Origin of the sequence: Rhodococcus sp. NBC_00294, assembly GCF_036163995.1 — a bacterium.
Taxonomy (GTDB): domain Bacteria; phylum Actinomycetota; class Actinomycetes; order Mycobacteriales; family Mycobacteriaceae; genus Rhodococcoides.
This window is the reverse complement of record NZ_CP108043.1, coordinates 26307-44472: the sequence shown is the minus strand read 5'-3', so window position 1 is coordinate 44472 and position 18166 is coordinate 26307. Positions and strand designations below refer to the sequence as shown.

The following is an 18166-nucleotide window of genomic DNA, read 5'->3' as shown; positions in this document are numbered from 1 at the left end:
GTCAGAGAGTGCGCACAGCGTGATCGCCGGTGGCTCCCAGAGCTCTGACGAAACCCTCGGGCACGACGATGTCGTCGGGACACAGATCGGCGACCGAACTCTTCCCCATGCCGAGGAGGGCACTGTCGACGCCCATGCGCAGGACGTCGAAGACGTTCTCCACACCGGCCTGCCCGTTCGCCGCGAGACCCCACAGGTAGGCGCGGCCGATCATGACCGCGCGGGCACCGAGCGCGACGGCTTTGACGACATCGCTGCCGCGGCGGATCCCGCCGTCGAGCAGCACTTCGATCTGATCGCCGACCGCCTCTGCGACGGCGGGCAGCATGCGGATGGTGGCGGGTGTGCCGTCGAGGTTGTTGCCGCCGTGGTTGGAGACGGAGATCGCCGAGAAACCGGCGTCGACGGCGCGGCGGGCGTCGTCGACGCGGGAGATGCCCTTGAGCATGAACGGGCCGTCCCACTGCGCGCGCAACCACGCGATGTCCTCCCACGACGGCGGCGGGGTGCGCTGCCACATGCCGTAGGCGCCGAAGAACGTCGGCGGCTGCGGCGCCCCGGCGGGAAGAATGTTCGGCGTCGTCAGATCCGGGATGCGGCCCGACTTGGCGAACTTGTAGAGCCACGCCGGGCGGATCAGGCCCTCGGGGGCGAACTTCGCCATGGCGGCGAGATTGATCGTCTCCGGGATGGCGGGGCTGCCCCAGTCGCGGCCGTAGGAGAACGACCAGTCCAGGGTGAGGATGATGCCCACCGCGCCGGCTGCTTTCGCCCGGTCCATGCGGGCGACCATCTCGTCCCGCGTACCGAGCCAGTAGACCTGGAACAGTGTCTGGGAGTTGACTGCGGCGACGTCCTCGACGGACTTGGAGGCGAACGAGGACAGTCCCATGATGGTGCCGCGCGCGGCAGCGGCGCGCGCGACGGCGACTTCACCGTCGGGGTCGACGGCCTGCACCCCGGTCGGTGAGATGATGACGGGCATCGAAATGTGTTGACCCATCACGGTCGTCGACTGATCGCGCACGTGCGCGTGGCCGGCGACGCGGGGTGCGAAGCCGAGTTCGCCGAAGGCTGCCATGTTGTCGTCGTAGGTGCTGCCGCGTTCGGAGCCGGCGATCAGTGCCGAGTACACCGACGGGGGGAGACGCTTCTTGGCTCGTCGCTGCATCTCGGCGACGGTCTCCATCCACGGATTTCTCGCCCACGGGTTGTGGGCTTGGATGTCGCGAAGCTTCACTGGTCGTCCTTGCTGAAAGTCATGCCTGCGAGCGGATTCTCGTCACAGAGTTTCGATGCCGGCCGGCCTCCGGCCTCCCCGAGGGCGGGTGCGCCGTCGCGGCGGGTGAGCAGCGTCAACGGAATCGACGCCTTCGGGTTGGAGCGCTTTCCGGTGCGGGAGTGGTCGACACTCGACTTCGGTACCGCGCCGCGGTCGGCGGCGAGGGCGGATTCGCCGTAACCCTGAACGCATTCGGGGTCGGGGCCGTCCATGGGCAGTCCGGTGAAGAACTTCGCGGCCATGCATCCGCCGCGGCAGGCGTCGAAGTGCGCGCACTTGGTGCAGGCGCCGGACGTCTGCGGTGAGCGCAGTTCCTGGAACAGTTCCGACGTCTGCCAGACGGCTTGGAAGCCGCCCATGGTGGGGGTGGCGTCGCGGACGATGTTGCCGGCGAGGAATTGTTCGTGGATGGCGAAGGGGCAGGCGTAGACGTCGCCGATCGGGTCGATCAGGCACACCACTCGTCCTGCGCCGCACAGGTTGAGCCCCGGCAGGGCGTCGCCGAAGGCGGAGAGGTGGAAGAAGGAGTCGCCGGTGAGCACACCGTCGCCGTTGGCGACGAGCCAGTCGTAGAGTTCGCGCTGTTGTCCGGCGGTGGGGTGCAGGTCGTCCCAGACGTCGGCGCCGCGACCGGACGGGCGCAGGCGGGTGATGCGCAGGGTGGCGTCGTAGGCGTCGGCGAGGGCCTTGAACTCGTCGAGCTGGGAGACGTTGTGCCGAGTGACGACGACGGAGATCTTCGCGTCCCGGAACCCGGCGTCCTTCAGGTTCTTCAGGGCGCGGACGGCCATGTCGAACGAGCCGGGGCCGCGGACGGCGTCGTTGACCTCGGCGGTGGCGCCGTCGATGGAGATCTGCACGTCGACGTAGTCGGACGCGGCGAGCCTCGCGGCGACCTTCTCGTCGATCTTGACGCCGTTGGTGGAGAACTTCACGCCCACCTGGTGGGCGGTGGCGTAGTCGACGAGTTCCCAGAAGTCGGATCGGACGGTCGGTTCACCGCCGCCGATGTTGACGTAGAACACCTGCATCTTCTGCAGTTCGTCGATGATCGACTTGCACTGCTCGGTGGACAGTTCCCGGGGGTCGCGCCGCCCGGAGGAGGACAGGCAGTGCACGCAGGAGAGGTTGCAGGCGTAGGTGAGCTCCCACGTCAGGCAGATGGGAGCGTCGAGCCCGAGTTCGAACTGGTCGACCAGGCGGCCGACCGGTTGCTCGGGGCGGGCGAGGGTGGAGGTCATGCCGGGTCTTCCTTCACGGGGGAGGGGACGATCATGTTCGAGCGCGCCAACACCGCGAGCGCGTCGGCGTAGCGGGGCATCGCCTCGTCCGACACGCCCGCCGCCGTCAACGCCGACCGCGCGTCGTCGTGGTCGGGCAGCGACCGGACGATGTCGACGATCGCCGTGTTCTTCAGGAACGAGAGCTTGCGGGTCCCGAAGTGATAGAGCAACGCGCCGAACGGTTCCGGACGCAGCGCCACCTGTGGGTGCAGCTGCCAGCGATCGTCGATGTTCATCGGTCGACTCAATACACGCCGCACATGCCGTCGATGGAGACTTCCTCCACCAGCGACTCCTGCACCAACGGCTCCTCGGACTGCGATGCTTCAGACGTGGTGTTCGACTGATCGGACATGAGAACCTCCGCGGTATGTGATGTGGGGTGCGTGATCACCGACTGGTGTCGCACACCACAGACGATAATGGCATCGAGTGCACAAAGTAAACAGATGGCGGAAATGGGGGATCTCGTGGTGGAGCAGGAACCGTCCGGCACGGTGGGGCGACCGCCGGCGACGACGAGGGGCGGCATCAGCGACGTAGCCATCGCGCTGTTCGCCGAACGGGGGTTCGATGCGACTAGCATCGACGACATCGCCGAGGCCGCCGGTATCGCCCGTCGGACCTTTTTCCGCTACTTCCCTTCCAAGAACGCAGTTCCCTGGGGAGACTTCGACGCCGGGCTTCACGTTCTGCAGCGTCTGCTCGACGAGATGCCGGAATCCATGTCAGTGCCCGATGCGGTGATGGCTGCGCTGTTGCAGTTCAACTCTTTTCCCGACGAGGAACGCGACGTGCACCGGGTCAGAATGCGATTGATCTTCGAGGTGCCCGCCCTGCAGGCGTACTCGATGGTCATGTACCAGGGATGGCGGGCCGTCATCGCCGGCTTCGTGGCCTCGCGTGAGGGCCTCGGTCCGAACGACCTCTATCCGCGGACCGCCGGCTGGCTTGCACTCGGCGTGGCGATCTCCGCATACGAACAGTGGCTCGCCGACGACGGAGCCGCATTGTCGGACTTGCTGCGACGGGCGTCCGAACCGCTCTACCAGGGTTTGCGTCACAGACCCGATGTGTGACCTGAGGGTACGAGCGAGGCGCGGGCCTTCGCCGGGCTCGACGTCACGGGCGGGGCATCGAGACGCCGCGGCGGACACTGGGACCCCGTGTCGATGTGTCCGCAGTGTTGGAATCGACCGCACCGTCGACGCTAAAAAGGGAAGAGGAATCGGGCTGCCTCGATCGTAAATACGAATGCGTGATAGCTTGATAAAATCAAGTATTCGGAGGCTCTCATGCTCGACGCGAATCACGGCACCAGCACCCTGTCCATCGCGGGAACCAGCAACCACGTTCTGCAGGCCGCGGTGGGTGACGCGCCCGGGTCGGGTCGACTCCGGTACCTGCATGGCGGAAGCGGGTCGCCTGTCCTCCTGCTGCACACCGTGCGGACTCAAGCCGAGCACTTCCACCGCCTGCTGCCGCATCTACTGCCCGGTCACACGGTGTACGCGCTCGATCTGCCGGGAATGGGCTGGTCGGACATCGTTCCGGGTGCGTCCTACGAGGAACCTGCCATGCGAGCAGGGGTGCTGAGGTTGCTCGACGGGCTCGACCTGCGGGACGTGACGGTGGTGGGGGAGTCCATGGGTGCGGTGCTCGCGCTCACCGCCGCGGCCGAGCGCCCGGACCGTGTCCGGCGTGTCGTCGCGATCAATCCCTACGACTACGCGGGCGGGATCCTGAGGTCCGGGCTTCTCGCGAGGGTGATCATCGGCGGGGTGACTGCGCCGATCGTCGGACCACTGCTGGCCGGGGTGGAACCGAGGCCCGTGGTGCGGCAGATCCTGCGCGGAGGCCTCGGGGACCGGTCGGCGCTGACCGAGGACTACCTGACCGAACTCCTCCGGGTGGGGCGTCGGCCCGGCTACCCCGGTGTAGCCCGCGCCGTGTATCGGGCTCTCCCGAGCCTGATCGCCGCGCGGTCGACGTACGAAAGGGTGGACGTGCCGGTCACGCTGGTGCACGGTGACCGTGACTGGTCCCGCGAGTCCGATCGCCGCGCCCACGTCCGGGCCCTGCCCCACGCAGACGTGCATCGGATCGAGGGAGCGGGTCACTTCCTGTCGTTGGAGAAGCCCGATGCCGTTGCCGCGATGATCGACTGAGCGTCAGGCCGAGACCACGGAGGCGGGCACCGACGCCGTCAGCTCGAAGAAGCGTTGCAGCGCGTCCGAGGCACCGGTCACGCGAGCGTGCTCGCCTCCGGTCCGATCGGCGGACAGCGTGCGGAAGACCTGTTCGGACGTCCCGGTGACGACCACGTCGGCCACGTCGTCGGGGCCGGACGCGGTGGTGGTGACGCCGTCGGCCGTGGAGCTCAGCAGCAGGGTGGCGCCGTCGACGTCGAGGCGCACGGTGACGTCCGGGTACGTCGTTCCCGCGCGCTCCGGGTAGAGCGCCATGACGGCGAACCCGAGCCACGGGCCGCGGGTGTGGTCGCCGTTCACGCCCGCCGCCATCAGCGGCACTCCCCATCGAGCGAGTTCCACGAGAGGTCGCCGCAGGCCACGGCCCCACTCGGTCAGTGAGTAGACCCTCGCCGAGACGGGCGCGGGATCGTCGGACGATCGGACGACGCCGGCGTCCTCGAGCGACCGCAGCCGTTGCGCCAGCAGGTTGGTGGCGATGCCGGGCAGCGAGCGATGCAGATCCGAGTACCGGCTCGGGCCGATCAGCAGCTCCCGGATAACGAGCATTGTCCAGCGATCGCCGACGACGTCGAGCGCTCGGGCGAGCGCGCAGAACTCTCCGTAGGACTTCACGGTTCCAAGCCTACGCTTGACAAAATCATTCAACTACTTGAAATAATCAAGTTGTGAATCTGTTGCAGCGACGCTCGACGTCGCGACTCCCCGTCCTCCTGGTGCTGTGCGCCGCGACCCTCGCGATCAGCCTCGCCACGACGGCGATCAACGTGGCGTTGCCGTCGTTGGCTCTCGATCTGTCCGCCGACAACAGGGCGTTGCAGTGGATCGTGGACGCGTACAACCTGCTGTTCGCCACGTTCGTTCTCGCCTTCGGCAGTCTCAGCGACCGGTACGGGCGCAAGGGTGCGCTCGTCCTGGGTCTGTCCGTCTTCGGCGGCGGAGCCGTCGGTGCGTCGTTCGCGGAGAGCTCCGGGCAACTGATCGCGTGGCAGGGCGTCATGGGCCTGGGTGCGGCGTTCGTCTACCCGACCACGCTGTCGATCCTGTCGAACGTCTTCACCGAGCGTGCCGAGAAGGCACGCGCGATCGGGATCTGGGGTGCGACCACCGGTGTCGGGGTGGCGTGCGGGCCGATCCTCGGTGGGTGGCTCCTCGAGCACTTCTGGTGGGGCAGTGTGTTCCTCGCTCTCGCCGTCGGTGCGGCCGTCGCCGTTCTCGTCTCGGTCGTGGTGATCACCACCTCACGAGACCCGGCGACCCCTCGCATCGACCACGGGGGACTCGTCCTGTCGGTTCTCGCTGTGGGCAGTCTCGTGTTCACGGTCATCGAGGCACCGGAACACGGCTGGAGCAGCGTCACCACCCTGGTCGGATTCGCCACCGCTGCCGCACTGTTCGTCGCCCTGGTGCTGTGGGAGCGACGCCAGGACGATCCGATGATCGACGTGAGCTTGTTCGCGAACATGCGCTTCACCGCGGCGAGCGCGTCCGTCACCTTCGCTTACTTCGCCCTCTTCGGCTTCATCTTCCTCATCTCGCAGTACTTCCAGTTGGTGCGGGGATTCGGCCCGCTGGACACCGGAGTGAAGTTCATCCCCGTGGCCGCCTCCATCGCCGTCGGCTCGGTCCTGGGCACGGTGCTCGCGCTGCGGATCGGCAACAAGCTGGTTGTCGCCGGCGGCCTCGTCCTGTTCTCGGGCGCTTTCCTCTGGATCTCCACCGTGAGCGAGTACACCTCGTACCTCGAGATCGCGCTGCAGATGATTCCCCTGGGCCTCGGTCTGGGCCTCACCTCGGCCCCCGCCACAGAGGCCATCATGGGTGCCGTCACACCGGAGAAGGCCGGCATCGGTTCCGGCATGAACGACGCGACGAGAGAGGTCGGCGGCACGCTCGGTGTCGCCGTCATCGGCAGCGTCTACGCGTCGCTGTACGTCTCGTCGCTCAGTGACTCCGCCGTCGTCCAGGCGCTGCCCACAGAGGTTCGTGACATCGCCGGCGAGTCCGTCGGTCAGGCCGTCGTCGTGTCGGAGCAGATTCGCGCAGGGGGCGATTCCGGGCTGGCGCAGTCGGTCACCGACGCGGCGAACAGTGCGTTCCTCGACGGTCTCGCGGCCGGTTCCTACGTGGCGGCCGGAGTCACCGCCGTCGGCGCCGTGGTGGCAGCGACTTTCCTACCGTCGCGTCCTCGCACGACCGACGAGAGCAAATCCGGTCGCCCGGCGCACCGCGCGGACGTCACCACGGCATGAGCGCCACGGACCGGTCGACATACGTCAAGCTCGGCGCCCTCGCGGTGGTGGCTGTCGCGGTCGCCGTCGCGGGCGGGTCGTACGTGCGGATGGACTCGCTGCTCGGCATCGGTCAGTACACGGTCACGGTGCAGCTCACCGACTCCGGCGGTATTTTCACCAATGCCGAGGTGACCTCGCGGGGTATCCCCGTCGGACGGGTCGGCGCGCTACGGCTGGTGGACGACGGCGTCGACGTCGACGTGTTCATCGACGACGACGCGCCACCGATCTCCGCATCCAGCGCGGCCGTCGTCGCCGCCCGCTCGGCCATCGGCGAGCAGTACATCGATCTGCGGCCGAACACTGATGCCGGCCCCTATCTCGCCGAAGGATCTGTGGTCGATCGTGCCCGCACGTCTCTCCCCGTCCCGGTGGAGAGCGTGCTCGCGAACGTCGACGGGCTGGCTCGGAGCATCCCCGTCGACGATCTGAGGACCGTCGTGACCGAGCTCGGCGACGGCTTCGACGGCATGGGCGACGAGTTGGCCACCCTCGTCGAGTCGCTCGACAGTCTCAGCGCGGCGCAGCTCGACGCGCTGCCCGCGACGGTCGACCTGGTCCGCGACGGCAGGACCGTGCTCGACACGCAGAGCGATCAGGCGTCCGCGATCACCGACTTCAGCGCGGGCCTCGAGCAGATCACGGCGCAACTGCGGTCGAACGACGGCGATCTGCGCCGCCTCGTCGACACCGGTACAGACGCCGCTCGCGAGACCGGCGCGCTGGTCGCGGCCTCCGGGCCGTCCGTCACGTCCGTCGCCACCGACCTTGCATCGGCAACGTCGGCGATCGGCCCACGGGCCTGGGCGCTGCGACCACTGCTGCAATTCCTGCCCGGCCTGGCGGAGGGTGCGAAGTCGCAGAGTCCCGGCGACGGCACCACTCACTTCGGTCTTGTGCTGGAGACGAACAACCCACCTCCGTGCACGGTCGGGTACGAGGGAACCCAGCGGATTCTGGAGCGTGAGCGTGCGCTCGATCCGAACTTCGACGAGACCGCGCAGGACTTCCCGATCGACCTGTCGGCGGGATGCACAGCGCCGAGGGGGGCGGTCACCGGAGTACGCGGTGCGGGCAGCGTCCCCTATCTCGATCCTGCAGTCCCACAACCGTGGGACGACAAGCCGAAGGCGGACCCCGGCGCTCTCGACCTCAACCCGATCGCGCAACAACTTGCCCCGCTGCTCGGTGTCACAGTTCGTTGAACTCGGCGCGTGTTCGAATGCGAGGCAGTCGTGGCGACGATTGCTGCGCCGTAGGCACTACGCCTCCCTCGGAATCGCGATCTCGTGGTCTCGGCTGGCGTGCACTCGTCCTCGTGGGCACATCACGTGCCATTCCCGAACCGAACAGACCCAAAAAGCGCTGTCCCTCCTTCGGCGTTCTCGATGACTGTCGCCTCAGTGAGCGGAATGGGGATCGATCCGAACTGACGCGGTCAGTAGTCCATTGGCCGGTTTGCCGTCCGCCACGCCTTCTCCGCCTCGGATCGGCCGGGTGGGGGTACGTAACCGTTGATCATCCACAATTCTTCGCTGGTCTCGTCGATGTGGAATTCCCAGTGCAGCCCCTCCCGGTCCAGGTGCGTAGCGAGTACGTCGTTGACCCACTGTGCAACGCGGCGTCGACCTGTCGCACCGTCTTGATGCCGGGCGATGTGGGCGATCTCGACTCGTACGGTCGGCCGTTGTTCACCTCCGACGTAGATGTTGCTCGGGTCGGTCTCGGCAAATGTGACCACGACGTAGAAGCGGGGAAGTCCGGCCTTCTCGTATCGGTCGGTGATGTCGCGGGAGAGCTGAGTTCTGTCCGTCTCGGTGAACAGGCCGGGTGTGTGGACGATCTTCCATAGAGGCATCGATGTATGTTCCTGTCCGGTGGCGGCGTCTAGTGGGCGCGGTCGAAGGCCAGGTGCTCGACCGGCCCGCCGAGCATCGCTTTGACCGATACGCTGACCTGGTCGGCCAGGACCTCCGCATCACCCGCTTCGAGAGCGTCGAGTACGCGGTCGGCGATGACGGACGGAGAGGTCTTGGGCAAATCGACGTCGGTCACCATCTCGGTGTCGATGAAACCCGCGTGTACTCCGAGAACGTGTGTGTGCTGGCCGGCCAGCTCGCTGCGCAGCGAATTCGTCACCGACCAGATCGCCGCCTTCGATGCGCCGTACGCCCCGCTACCAGCGAGCCAGGACAGCACCGAGTGCACGTTGACCACTGCACCGCCGCCACGCGCAGCGAGCACCGGGGCAAATGCACGAACGACGCGAAGCGGACCGAAGGTATTCACCTCGAAGGTGTCCACGACATCATCGAACGCGCCGGTGAGCAGGGGCGCCGGTAGCAGTACTCCTGCGTTGTTGATCACGATGTCGACGTCGCCGAGGCCTGCGGCGAGGGAATTGACCGATTCATGCGAGCGCACATCGAGTACGTGGGTCACGACGGTGTCTCGTTCATCGGTGTAGGGCGAGCGTGCAGTCGAGTGAACCATGCGAGCCCCACGTTCCAGCGCGCCGTCCACGAGCGCAGCGCCGAGTCCGCGGCGCCCCCCGGTCACCAGAACCGTCTTGTCCACCAGTGTGGTCATCGATGCCTTCCCCTCTGACTAATTCAATCTTTAGTCAGAGTGGAACATCCCGTACCTGGATAACGCAAGCATTAGTTATAGTTCGGTCATGCCCTTGTCTCTCGACAACCGACTCGCCGACCGGACTCGGTGGAAGGCGGAGCGGTGCTCGATCACTTTGGTACTCGAAGTCCTGAGCACCAAGGCATCATTCATGGTTTTGCGGGAAAGTTTCTACGGCACCTCCAAGTTTGATGACTTCGTCATGCGTACCGGTGCATCCGCACCGACGGTGTCGCGGTCGTTACGCCACCTCGAGTCCGCCGGCGTTCTCGCCCGAACGCCGTACCGGGACGAAGGGTCCCGACCACGGGACGAATACCGGTTGACAGCGGCAGGTGAAGACCTGCTGCCCGTGGTGTTCTCTCTGGTGCAGTGGGGCGACGCTCATCTGCAGGGTGGTGCGCCGCCGCTGGCCTTCGTCCATCGCGACAGCGGCGAACCCGTCAGGGTCGGCGTCAGCGCAGGCGAGGTCTTCAACCTGACATCGCGGGACATCGAGGTCCGATGGTCGGGGCCTCGGCTCCCGTGAATCCCGGTGGGGGTCGCTCGACGCGGCAGAAACGAAGCTTCGACTTTGCCTCGAGGCGTGGTAGCCGGCGGCACATCACCTCAGTGCGCTGTCGGGTCTCCCATTCGGTCCTTCGCGCGGGACGTTCTGCGCAATTCCCGGTAGTCTCCGACCGATGCCAGGCTCGTTCTGGGCATGTTGGCGTATATCGCCTCGAAGCGGCCTGACTTGACCTCGTACGCCTCGTGCCAAACTCCGACGTGTCCGTTGTAGGCAGTGCGTTTGAAGAACGCTTTGCGTGCGGGTTTGTGTTGGAGATCGGAATCGTTCGCCCAACTGGTCAGTTCGTCGAACGAGCGCCAATGCTGAACGAAGAAGAACAGCCGTGGATCGGACACCGACCACACCGTGTTCGAGTTCAGTAGTGGGGTGTCGGGCAGGTTCAGTGCCTCCTTGGTCATGGAGAACGCGTCTCGGAAGACCGGGAACCACTCTCTGATGCGCCACAGACTGTTCACTCGGAGACCGATGAACAGCACGACGAAGTCGTCCTCGTAGTTTGCGGTGTACCGGCCAGCTTCGACATCCATGGTCAACCCTTTCAGGGGGAGGGTCCGCGTCGCCGAGTGCGACGGGAGGAGGGGCTAGGTCAGCCCACTCGCGAGGGAGGTGACCCACCACGATCCGGTGGCCATGACGCGTTCGGACCGCTCCCGGGACACGTTGGTCAGAATCGACAGCGTCACCGGGTACACCCGGCAGCCGCGACACCGGCCAGCGCCCGCCGCGCGATCAGCTGGGCGGGCTCACCACTCCACGCCTTACTCACCGATGCGACCGCGAAGACCCCGAGCCCGCCCACGAGGAAGGGACGGCGACCGAACCGGTCGCTGAGCGATCCCCCGGCCAGCACCAACGCAGCGAATGCCAGGTTGAAGGAATCGACCACCCACAGCAGATCGCGCGTGGACGCCCCCAGGTCCTCGACGAGGGTGGGCAGCGCGATGTCGACGATCGTGGTGGAGACATTGACCACGAACACCGCGCAGCACAGAGCCACCAGCGCGGCCATCTTGCGCCAGCGGCGGACTCGATGCGTCATAACAGAGTTATAGCAGTCGCTCTGCTTCGCTACGACGGAATCGGCGATACCGTTTGTCGCGGTGAAGCTGTGCGACCATGACGTCATGGCCGCTCGACGGGACTCCGACCGCACGGCGGACGACGGATCCACCCGCGAGCGCCTCGTCGACGCCGCCGTCGCTGTCCTGGCAGAGGAAGGCCCTGCCGAGATGAAGGTCCGTCGCATCAGCGACAGGGCAGGCTCCTCGACGATCACGGTCTACCACCACTTCGGGAACGTGGGCGGACTGCTCGACGCTGTCGTGGTGCGGGGATACGCGACGCTGACAGGGACTCTCGAGGACGCGGCCGCGTCGAACGACGACCCCGGTGTGCAGCTCTTCGCCATGGCCCTGGGAGCCAGAGGTTTCGCGCAGCGCAATCCGCACCTCTACGACCTGATGTTCGGACTCTCGCCGCGCGGAACCTACCGCGCGTCCGCTCCCCTCGTGCCACAACAGCATTTCCGCGAGGCCTACGCCGTTCTGGTACGCAGCTGCCACCGACTGGTGACGGCCGGTCGCGCCGACATCGACGACCCGGAACAGATCGCCGCCCAGTTGTGGAGCCTGGTACACGGGTTCGTCTCGCTCGAAGCGGCCGGCCACTTCGCCGATCACAGCGACGCAGTCGCGAGCGTCCTCGCGCCCATGGCGATCGCCCAGCTCGTCGGTATCGGCGACGACCGCGCTCGCGCAACGCGCGGAGCACTCGACGCCTACGAGACATGCCTTCTCGACGCGGTCGACCATTAGAGGTAACCGGCAATCAGGTTGGTGGCAGGCAACCGGCTGACCATGGTCGCAGCGCAGTCCTATAATCCCACCACGGCGACGAAACGGACTTCGGCCGTCGGTTCGGAACGTTCTCGCTGTGGGGTGTCGATAGGACAGACCGCCGGTCTGTCGGTAACGGGCGCAATCGCCATCACCTCGCTGGGCACCACCGGCGCAGGCAGCGCCTACCGCCCGCGAGGGAACCGGATTTGCGGGAGATCGAATGAGGTGCAAGCGTTTTCGGCACGGCCTCGATGTGTCCGGCCATTTTCAGCAGCCTTATCGTGTTGATATCGATCGCCTCGGTGGCCGCGTTTCTCCCCACCGCTCGGTAGCGCCGCGAGGTGGTCGGCTATCGGTTCTGCCACTACGAGTTCGTCCCGGTCGTGAGTTATGTATAACTTGTATCGCTCTGGCGAAAGCCGCGTTGTTTCGCTTCGGACACGTTGTACCGGACTGCACGCGCGGAATAGATTGCTGTGCAACGGTATGCGGCGCACGGAAGTCCGAGTCGGGCCGACGTTCGGTGTCACGAGAGTGTCACAAGTCGGGACGGACGGAGGCGGACCGCGGCGGACGCCAGTGGACAAAAGAGCAGCTCAGACCGGTTCTCGTGAGTCCACGTGCATCCGCCTGATCTGGTCGTCGAAGCCTTGTTAGCGAGCGGTCTTCGGTTCAATCCCGAAAGGAGGCTCTAGAAATGCCTCTGAACTGCATAAATGCCTCAACATAGCGTGATCTGACCGCTCGTTTCACGACTTTCCCCGGTACGTCCGTGCAGTTCCGCCACGGTCCAGGGGCGTCCGGTCACCTGCGAGAACTGCCGAAACTCGGCTCGATGTCACGAGTTGTCACAACTCGTTCGTAACTCGTTCGACGGACGCGGGTGGGCGTCAGTGGCCGTGGGTGGACTTCAGCGCAGGAATGGCCACTACCGTCGCGGACTTGCGAGGACTTCTGTGGACGGACACCACTCGCTTCACGTCGATCGCCGGCGGCATGGACGTGTTCATACCTTCATCGACGGGATGAACCGTTCGTTTCCGACAGCCTCGTGATGGGGGCCGGGCCGCCCGACGAAGGCCAGGGCCGACGCCTGCCCAGAGGTGTGTTGTGGCGTCAGATCGCGGTAGCGGACCGCGCGGTGTCGAGGTGGGGAGCACCGAGCAGGTACCCCTGGGCGAGGGGCACCCCGAGGTGGCGCAGCATGTCGAGCTGCCCGGGCCGTTCGACACCTTCTGCGATGACCACGGCGCCCAGGCTGTCGGCCATCTGCACCAGAGAGCTGATGACGGTGGTCATCCTGGGCAGTCGATCGAGCGCGTCGACGAGTGCCGGTGCGAGTTTGACGATGTCGACGTCGAGCGCAGCCAGAGTCGACAGGCTGGTGTCGGTGCTGCCGAAGTCGTCGAGCGCGATCCGCACGCCGAGTGCATGCATCCTCGCGATGCCGCGGTGGACGTCGTCGTGGTGTGGTGCTATCGCGTTCTCGGCGATCTCGAGGACCAGTTGGTGGGGTCGGAGCAGGCCGGTGTCGAACACGGATCTCAATGACGCTTCGAGGTGCGCGGTGTCGAGTTCGATCGGGAGGACGTTGACGTGGATGGTGCCGGGATGAGGATGGTCGTCGCCGGGGGAGGTGCGCCGCGCAGTGTGCTGCAGGACGGCAGATGTGAGTTCCGGAAGGATGCCGCCCCGGCTGGCGGCGGCGACGACCGACAGTGGGTCGGCGACTGTTCTCCCGCGCGTGAGACGTAGCAGCGCCTCAGTTCCCCGGATCCGTCCGGTGGCGGTGTCGACGATGGGCTGCAGTGCGATGCCGAGCGTCTCGCGCTCTATCGCGGCGGTGAGCGCCGCGCGCAGGTGTGTGTCGTCGAGGTCGACCAGTGCCATGCCGGTGTCGAACTCGACGACGGTGCCCTTCCCTGATCGTTTGGCTCGCAACATCGCGGTGTCCCCACGGGCGAGCATCTCCTCCGATGTCGTGGGAGGGTCCGACGGTCCGTGGGTGACGACGCCGATGCTGCCGGAGACCGTGACGGTGTGGCCGTCGTGGGTGAACGGTTCGTCGAGAAGTTCGAGCACTCGTGCGGCGACGGTGCTCGCGGCTTCGTCGACGTCGTCGAGCAGGACGACGAATTCATCGCCGCCCAGGCGTGCGATCGTGTCCGCCCGGCGGATGCCGTTCCGCAGGCGCGCGGCGAAGTCGACGAGCACCTGGTCGCCGATTCGGTGTCCGAGCGTGTCGTTGACGATCTTGTAGTCGTCGAGATCGATGAACAGAAGGGACGGGGTTCCGCCGCGAGTGTCGGTCAGCTGATCGAGCCTCTCCTGCAGGTGCGCTCGGTTGGCCAGACCTGTCAGGGCGTCGTGGTGGGCTCGGTGGCGCATCTGCCGTTCGGTGTTCTCGATGGTTCGCCGGAGGCGATTGTTCTGCCACAGAACGGCGTACTGGCGGGCGGAGAGCATCAGGATCAGCACCAGGACGACGAGGAGTTCGGCCGATTGCGCGGTGCCCCGGTGCACGGCGACCACCGACACGGTGACGGCCGCCGCGGCGGGGATGTACGGCACGATGGATGTCGGATACAGCACGGCCCGTGCTCGCCGGGATCGGTCCGCTGCTCGAAAGACGAGAAGCGGAGCGAGGGTCGTGCACAGGTTGCCGAGCATGTTGAAGGCGAAGCCGGACGTGGAGGTCGATCCGTCGGATTGCCACTGCGCGTACCAGATCCCGCCGGCGGCCAGCAGGACGAGACCCAGCACGATGACGGTCAGCGGTATCTGATCGCGGTACTTCGCCCGACCCAACGCGAGGATGCCGAGCGTCAGCTGCAGCGCACCGATGATGGGGAAGTACAACCCCGCGACGCTGCGCAGTTCGGCTGCGCCGCCCAGGTTCTCGACCAGTGGGCGCAGCCAGAGGTGCCAGGTGATCAGGCCGACGGACAGGCTGACCATCAGGGCGTCGAGGATGTTGCGTGCGGTGAACGCCGCCCCGTGGCGAGGATAACGCACCAGTGCAGCGACGGTAAGTGTGTTCGAGAGAACGACGGGGACCTCGACCCAGGACGGGAACGTGTAGGCCCCTGCGGCCGAGGTGATGATGAACATCAGTTGTCCGACGGGCCAGATCGCCATCGACGCTGTCATGAGGGACCAGAACCGGCGGTCGATGCCTCGGGTCCGGGTTGCTGCCAGGAAACAGGTGTACGCACCGATCACCGGTGTCAGCAGGTACGACCACTCGAACTCACCGCGGAAGACGTGGTCACCAGGTGCGAGGGCCAGCGCCACGCCGAGGGCCGTGATCCCGACGGCGATCACCGCCGCCGCCCACATCCTCGAGGTGGGCGGCGGCGGTGCATCGCGCAGAGTCGTTCCCCGTGGCGATATGTCATCCGTCCGCGGGATCATCTCGGGCAGCGCACCTGGTGGTCGCAGAGGCCCGGAACCGTCCGCGCGTGAGAACGGCGCTGCGTCACGGCGCGGTCGACGGATGCGTGTCGGCATGCAGTGCGCCGCCGCGGAGTCGGGTGATCTCCTCACGTGCGGCGATCACGTCGGGGGTGTCCTGTCCCTTGCCGGCGGCGAGGTCGGCCAGGAGGTCCAGGGCGGCGTCGATGATGTGTCCGCGTCGGCGGCGATCGTCGCGATCTGTTCCGGCCTTGACGTAGCGACGTCGTTGTCGCCACCCGCCGGCGGCAGTGATCTCCTCGTCGGTGAGGACCCCGGACTCGACCTCGGGTGCGAGAACCTCACGGACGAACTGTGATTCGCGGGGGTGAGCCCACACGAACGCGATCCACAGTGCAACGAATGCGAACACGAAATCGCCGAACATGATCACGCCCACCAGGACCTCGCTGCCACCGGACAGCGCGACCATAGAATCCCAGACGCCGTGCACCACGACGGGCGTGAGGATCAGGGCCACGCCTCGAGCGATGCGTCGCGGCTGTGCCGGAGTGCCGATCAGGTAGATGACGCCGGCGCTGAACAGGGCGGTGAAGAGGGGGTGGGAAACGATGTCGGAGAACATACGGGTGCCGATCGATCCGATCAGCCCGTCGGTCTGGTGCGCACCGAAACCTTCGGTGGCGCCGGCGACGGAGTACAGCAGATCCTCGGCGGTCTGGAACCCCAGGCCGAGAAAAGCGCCCAGCAGCAGGCCGTCGACAGGGGTGCGCACCAGCCGTGGTGCGAGGGCGAGGAGGACGACGATCCCGACGCCCTTGGCGGTCTCCTCCACGAACGGGGCGGTCAGCCCTGCGTGCCAGTCCTGCGCCCAGGCCTGACCGAAGAACTTCGCGTAGAGCGATCCCATGGCGCCGTTGGCGGTCAGGGCGATGGCCAAGGGGGCGGCGGTGGCACCCCAGACGAAGGCCGCGATCACCAGGGTCAGTGGTTGGCGCTCGTAGCGGTCGATGTGCCGGAACCACCACGTCCAGATCGCGACGCTGACGACGCCGACGACGACGGCGATGAGGAGGGCGCGGCCGAAGTATCCGGCGAGGGGTGAGAACTCCTGCCACCCCTTCACGAGCCCTGCAGCGCAGAGCCACAGGTAGATCCAGAACACGATGTTGCGAGGCTGCACGAAGTGGAACTTCTCGCCCCACGCGGTCGTCTCGAGGGCGCGGCTGCGGGCGCTGACGGTGTCGGTGCTCACTGCGCTGCTCGAGTCTCGGCGGTGATGCTGGCGATCATGGCGGTGATCTCGGGAGTGCGGTCGGTGATCTGCGCCGGCGGACCGGACACCTCGACGTCGAGACCGGTGCCGTCGACGACGAACGTGGTGAGCGACCCGGCGGCACTGGGCGTGGTGAAGGTGACCTGCACACCCGTCAGGCCGGTGTCGGTGATGAACGGGGTACGCGCTCCGGACAGGCCGAGGACGGAGTTTCCGCTGATGGAGGCGCTGACGGTGTCGACCTGGGTGAGCAGGTCGTCGGGTGTCCCGTCGAAGGAGTCGGCGCGCACGGTCAGGAAGATGTTGCCCCGGGTCAGTTCGATGCCCGGCAGAGAGTCGTCCGTCGCGCGCTCGTCGACTCGGAAGCCGCTGGCGATGTTCCATTCCGTGGCCGGTGTCATCGACACGCTGTCGGTGATCGACAGCCGATCGCCCGGCCGCACCGGGTCGTCCTGTGCCACAGCGGAGTCGAGGGCGGGAACGGCGATGACCCAGAGCAGCCAGACGGCGAGGATCACCACGGCGTGCGGGAACACGCGGGTGTCGAGGCCGAGGAAACGGTGATCGACGGGTGGCCGACGGCGATGCGAATGTTCGGGTCTGATCGGTGCTTCTGGGTGAGATGCCAACGTGATCTCCGATGTTTGGGTGAGATCACTATTTCAGACGATGAAGCATTGCGTGGGTCGTCGTCGCGATGATGGAGTTCGATCGGGCGCCCCACTGCCGCCGCGTCATTCGGTTGAATGACACACGGCGCCATCGGCGGCGACGCTGCTGGTGATGCCGGAGGCTCGGGCCGGGACGCAGGCGTATGCCGCGTCTCCTGTGGACATGCGCTGGAGGTCGGGGCGGCGTGACCGAGCTGTCACCGCCGTGTGACACTCGTCGCGAGCGCGATACTCGTGGCCGTGACACCGGCCTTCCGCGCCGCCGGTGAGGATCTACCGTGACCGACATTTTCCCTTCTGTCAGCTTGGTTCAGCTCGAGGAGTCCTACGTCGTAGCTCGTCTCGATCCACACGCGACTGTGGATGTCTCGCGTGCACTGTCCGTCACGCGCACCTCGAGGGAGTTGTCCCTCGTGTGTGTGGACTCCGATGTCCCCGCCGACGCCGTGATCGACGGTCCGTGGGTGGCGTTCTACACCGAGGGGGCGATCGCTTTCGGGACCACGGGGGTCGTCGCCGCGATGACGACCCCGTTGGCGGACATCGGGTGCCCGGTCTTCGTCGTCTCCACCTTCGACGGAGATCTCGTCCTGGTCCCGGCGGGTCGCCGGGACGACGCCGTGATCGCGATGACCGCTGCGGGACATCGGATCTCGGTCAACGGCTGAACGAGACCGACGACGTGCTCGTTGCGGC

The 18166-nt window shown here is 66.4% G+C and carries 19 protein-coding genes; 7 read left to right on the top strand and 12 right to left on the bottom strand.

All coding sequences use genetic code 11. The features are described from left to right. Window position 1 precedes the first annotated feature (1 nt). Genes mftD through mftA form a run of 4 tightly spaced genes read right to left on the bottom strand, consistent with a single transcriptional unit; the run spans window position 2 to window position 2920 of the window. Window positions 2-1189 (bottom strand): pre-mycofactocin synthase MftD, encoded by a 1188-nt coding sequence (gene mftD / locus OHB23_RS00215; RefSeq protein ID WP_328811692.1) that lies wholly within the window; start codon window positions 1187-1189, stop codon window positions 2-4. Window positions 1190-1236: 47 nt separating this feature from the next. After that, a complete protein-coding gene (gene mftC / locus OHB23_RS00210; RefSeq protein ID WP_328810473.1) occupies window positions 1237-2523 on the bottom strand; it encodes a mycofactocin radical SAM maturase in 1287 nt (428 codons plus the stop codon). Continuing rightward, window positions 2520-2801: a mycofactocin biosynthesis chaperone MftB gene (gene mftB, locus OHB23_RS00205; protein WP_328810472.1), complete on the bottom strand. Its 282-nt coding sequence runs from the start codon at window positions 2799-2801 to the stop codon at window positions 2520-2522. The genes mftC and mftB overlap by 4 nt, the downstream gene beginning before the upstream one ends. A gap of 8 nt (window positions 2802-2809) precedes the next feature. Then, window positions 2810-2920: a mycofactocin precursor MftA gene (mftA, locus tag OHB23_RS00200; protein ID WP_222633524.1), complete on the bottom strand. Its 111-nt coding sequence runs from the start codon at window positions 2918-2920 to the stop codon at window positions 2810-2812. Between the two features lie 103 nt (window positions 2921-3023). Between mftA and mftR the strand changes: the two genes are divergently transcribed. Together mftR and OHB23_RS00190 are read left to right on the top strand one after the other, a co-directional pair. After that, window positions 3024-3644, top strand: a complete 621-nt coding sequence (gene mftR, locus OHB23_RS00195; protein ID WP_328811691.1) for a mycofactocin system transcriptional regulator — start codon at window positions 3024-3026, stop codon at window positions 3642-3644. 216 nt (window positions 3645-3860) lie between these two features. After that, window positions 3861-4733, top strand: a complete 873-nt coding sequence (locus OHB23_RS00190; RefSeq protein WP_328810471.1) for an alpha/beta fold hydrolase — start codon at window positions 3861-3863, stop codon at window positions 4731-4733. Between the two features lie 3 nt (window positions 4734-4736). Here OHB23_RS00190 and OHB23_RS00185 read toward each other — a convergent pair whose 3' ends face one another. Continuing rightward, window positions 4737-5390, bottom strand: a complete 654-nt coding sequence (locus tag OHB23_RS00185) for a winged helix-turn-helix transcriptional regulator (protein WP_328810470.1) — start codon at window positions 5388-5390, stop codon at window positions 4737-4739. A gap of 53 nt (window positions 5391-5443) precedes the next feature. On the opposite strand from OHB23_RS00185, the gene OHB23_RS00180 reads away from it, so the two are divergent. Together OHB23_RS00180 and OHB23_RS00175 are read left to right on the top strand one after the other, a co-directional pair. Continuing rightward, complete coding sequence (locus OHB23_RS00180) at window positions 5444-7027, top strand: MFS transporter (RefSeq protein ID WP_328810469.1); 1584 nt, start codon at window positions 5444-5446, stop codon at window positions 7025-7027. Continuing rightward, the gene (locus tag OHB23_RS00175) at window positions 7024-8274 is read left to right on the top strand and encodes an MCE family protein (RefSeq protein WP_328810468.1); all 1251 of its coding nucleotides are present in this window, start codon (window positions 7024-7026) and stop codon (window positions 8272-8274) included. Before OHB23_RS00180 ends, OHB23_RS00175 begins: the two co-directional genes overlap by 4 nt. A gap of 233 nt (window positions 8275-8507) precedes the next feature. Here OHB23_RS00175 and OHB23_RS00170 read toward each other — a convergent pair whose 3' ends face one another. Both OHB23_RS00170 and OHB23_RS00165 read right to left on the bottom strand, forming a co-directional pair. After that, on the bottom strand, window positions 8508-8927 hold the full coding sequence (locus OHB23_RS00170) for a tautomerase family protein (RefSeq protein WP_328810467.1): 420 nt from the start codon (window positions 8925-8927) through the stop codon (window positions 8508-8510). Between the two features lie 29 nt (window positions 8928-8956). After that, window positions 8957-9658 carry an SDR family oxidoreductase gene (locus OHB23_RS00165; RefSeq protein WP_328810466.1) on the bottom strand — a complete coding sequence of 234 codons (702 nt, stop codon included), beginning with the start codon at window positions 9656-9658 and terminating at the stop codon, window positions 8957-8959. Between the two features lie 88 nt (window positions 9659-9746). Between OHB23_RS00165 and OHB23_RS00160 the strand changes: the two genes are divergently transcribed. Then, window positions 9747-10229, top strand: coding sequence for a winged helix-turn-helix transcriptional regulator (locus OHB23_RS00160; RefSeq protein WP_328810465.1), 483 nt, complete (start codon window positions 9747-9749; stop codon window positions 10227-10229). Between the two features lie 80 nt (window positions 10230-10309). On the opposite strand, the gene OHB23_RS00155 is transcribed toward OHB23_RS00160, so the two are convergent. Then, window positions 10310-10798, bottom strand: a complete 489-nt coding sequence (locus OHB23_RS00155; RefSeq protein WP_328810464.1) for a monooxygenase family protein — start codon at window positions 10796-10798, stop codon at window positions 10310-10312. Between the two features lie 152 nt (window positions 10799-10950). Further along, window positions 10951-11310 carry an MFS transporter gene (locus OHB23_RS00150; protein WP_328810463.1) on the bottom strand — a complete coding sequence of 120 codons (360 nt, stop codon included), beginning with the start codon at window positions 11308-11310 and terminating at the stop codon, window positions 10951-10953. 85 nt (window positions 11311-11395) lie between these two features. Between OHB23_RS00150 and OHB23_RS00145 the strand changes: the two genes are divergently transcribed. Then, complete coding sequence (locus tag OHB23_RS00145) at window positions 11396-12085, top strand: TetR/AcrR family transcriptional regulator (protein ID WP_328810462.1); 690 nt, start codon at window positions 11396-11398, stop codon at window positions 12083-12085. Window positions 12086-13225: 1140 nt separating this feature from the next. Here OHB23_RS00145 and OHB23_RS00140 read toward each other — a convergent pair. The 3 genes from OHB23_RS00140 to OHB23_RS00130 all read right to left on the bottom strand — a co-directional run bounded on the left by OHB23_RS00140 (window position 13226) and on the right by OHB23_RS00130 (window position 17335). After that, window positions 13226-15433 carry a putative bifunctional diguanylate cyclase/phosphodiesterase gene (locus tag OHB23_RS00140; protein ID WP_328810461.1) on the bottom strand — a complete coding sequence of 736 codons (2208 nt, stop codon included), beginning with the start codon at window positions 15431-15433 and terminating at the stop codon, window positions 13226-13228. A gap of 154 nt (window positions 15434-15587) precedes the next feature. Next, the gene (locus tag OHB23_RS00135; protein WP_328810460.1) at window positions 15588-16778 is read right to left on the bottom strand and encodes a PrsW family intramembrane metalloprotease; all 1191 of its coding nucleotides are present in this window, start codon (window positions 16776-16778) and stop codon (window positions 15588-15590) included. After that, on the bottom strand, window positions 16775-17335 hold the full coding sequence (locus tag OHB23_RS00130; RefSeq protein ID WP_328810459.1) for a hypothetical protein: 561 nt from the start codon (window positions 17333-17335) through the stop codon (window positions 16775-16777). The genes OHB23_RS00135 and OHB23_RS00130 overlap by 4 nt, the downstream gene beginning before the upstream one ends. Before the next feature lie 413 nt (window positions 17336-17748). On the opposite strand from OHB23_RS00130, the gene OHB23_RS00125 reads away from it, so the two are divergent. Next, window positions 17749-18138, top strand: coding sequence for an ACT domain-containing protein (locus tag OHB23_RS00125; RefSeq protein WP_328810458.1), 390 nt, complete (start codon window positions 17749-17751; stop codon window positions 18136-18138). The last annotated feature ends 28 nt before the right edge of the window (window positions 18139-18166 follow it).

What these genes read in the sequence shown, in the direction of transcription:
- mftD (WP_328811692.1), bottom strand. Translation starts at nt 1,189, where the DNA reads ATGGAGACCGTCGCCGAGATGCAGCGACGAGCCAAGAAGCGTCTCCCC.
- mftC (WP_328810473.1), bottom strand. Translation starts at nt 2,523, where the DNA reads ATGACCTCCACCCTCGCCCGCCCCGAGCAACCGGTCGGCCGCCTGGTC.
- mftB (WP_328810472.1), bottom strand. Translation starts at nt 2,801, where the DNA reads ATGAACATCGACGATCGCTGGCAGCTGCACCCACAGGTGGCGCTGCGT.
- mftA (WP_222633524.1), bottom strand. Translation starts at nt 2,920, where the DNA reads ATGTCCGATCAGTCGAACACCACGTCTGAAGCATCGCAGTCCGAGGAG.
- mftR (WP_328811691.1), top strand. Translation starts at nt 3,024, where the DNA reads ATGGGGGATCTCGTGGTGGAGCAGGAACCGTCCGGCACGGTGGGGCGA.
- OHB23_RS00190 (WP_328810471.1), top strand. Translation starts at nt 3,861, where the DNA reads ATGCTCGACGCGAATCACGGCACCAGCACCCTGTCCATCGCGGGAACC.
- OHB23_RS00175 (WP_328810468.1), top strand. Translation starts at nt 7,024, where the DNA reads ATGAGCGCCACGGACCGGTCGACATACGTCAAGCTCGGCGCCCTCGCG.
- OHB23_RS00170 (WP_328810467.1), bottom strand. Translation starts at nt 8,927, where the DNA reads ATGCCTCTATGGAAGATCGTCCACACACCCGGCCTGTTCACCGAGACG.
- OHB23_RS00165 (WP_328810466.1), bottom strand. Translation starts at nt 9,658, where the DNA reads ATGACCACACTGGTGGACAAGACGGTTCTGGTGACCGGGGGGCGCCGC.
- OHB23_RS00160 (WP_328810465.1), top strand. Translation starts at nt 9,747, where the DNA reads ATGCCCTTGTCTCTCGACAACCGACTCGCCGACCGGACTCGGTGGAAG.
- OHB23_RS00155 (WP_328810464.1), bottom strand. Translation starts at nt 10,798, where the DNA reads ATGGATGTCGAAGCTGGCCGGTACACCGCAAACTACGAGGACGACTTC.
- OHB23_RS00150 (WP_328810463.1), bottom strand. Translation starts at nt 11,310, where the DNA reads ATGACGCATCGAGTCCGCCGCTGGCGCAAGATGGCCGCGCTGGTGGCT.
- OHB23_RS00145 (WP_328810462.1), top strand. Translation starts at nt 11,396, where the DNA reads ATGGCCGCTCGACGGGACTCCGACCGCACGGCGGACGACGGATCCACC.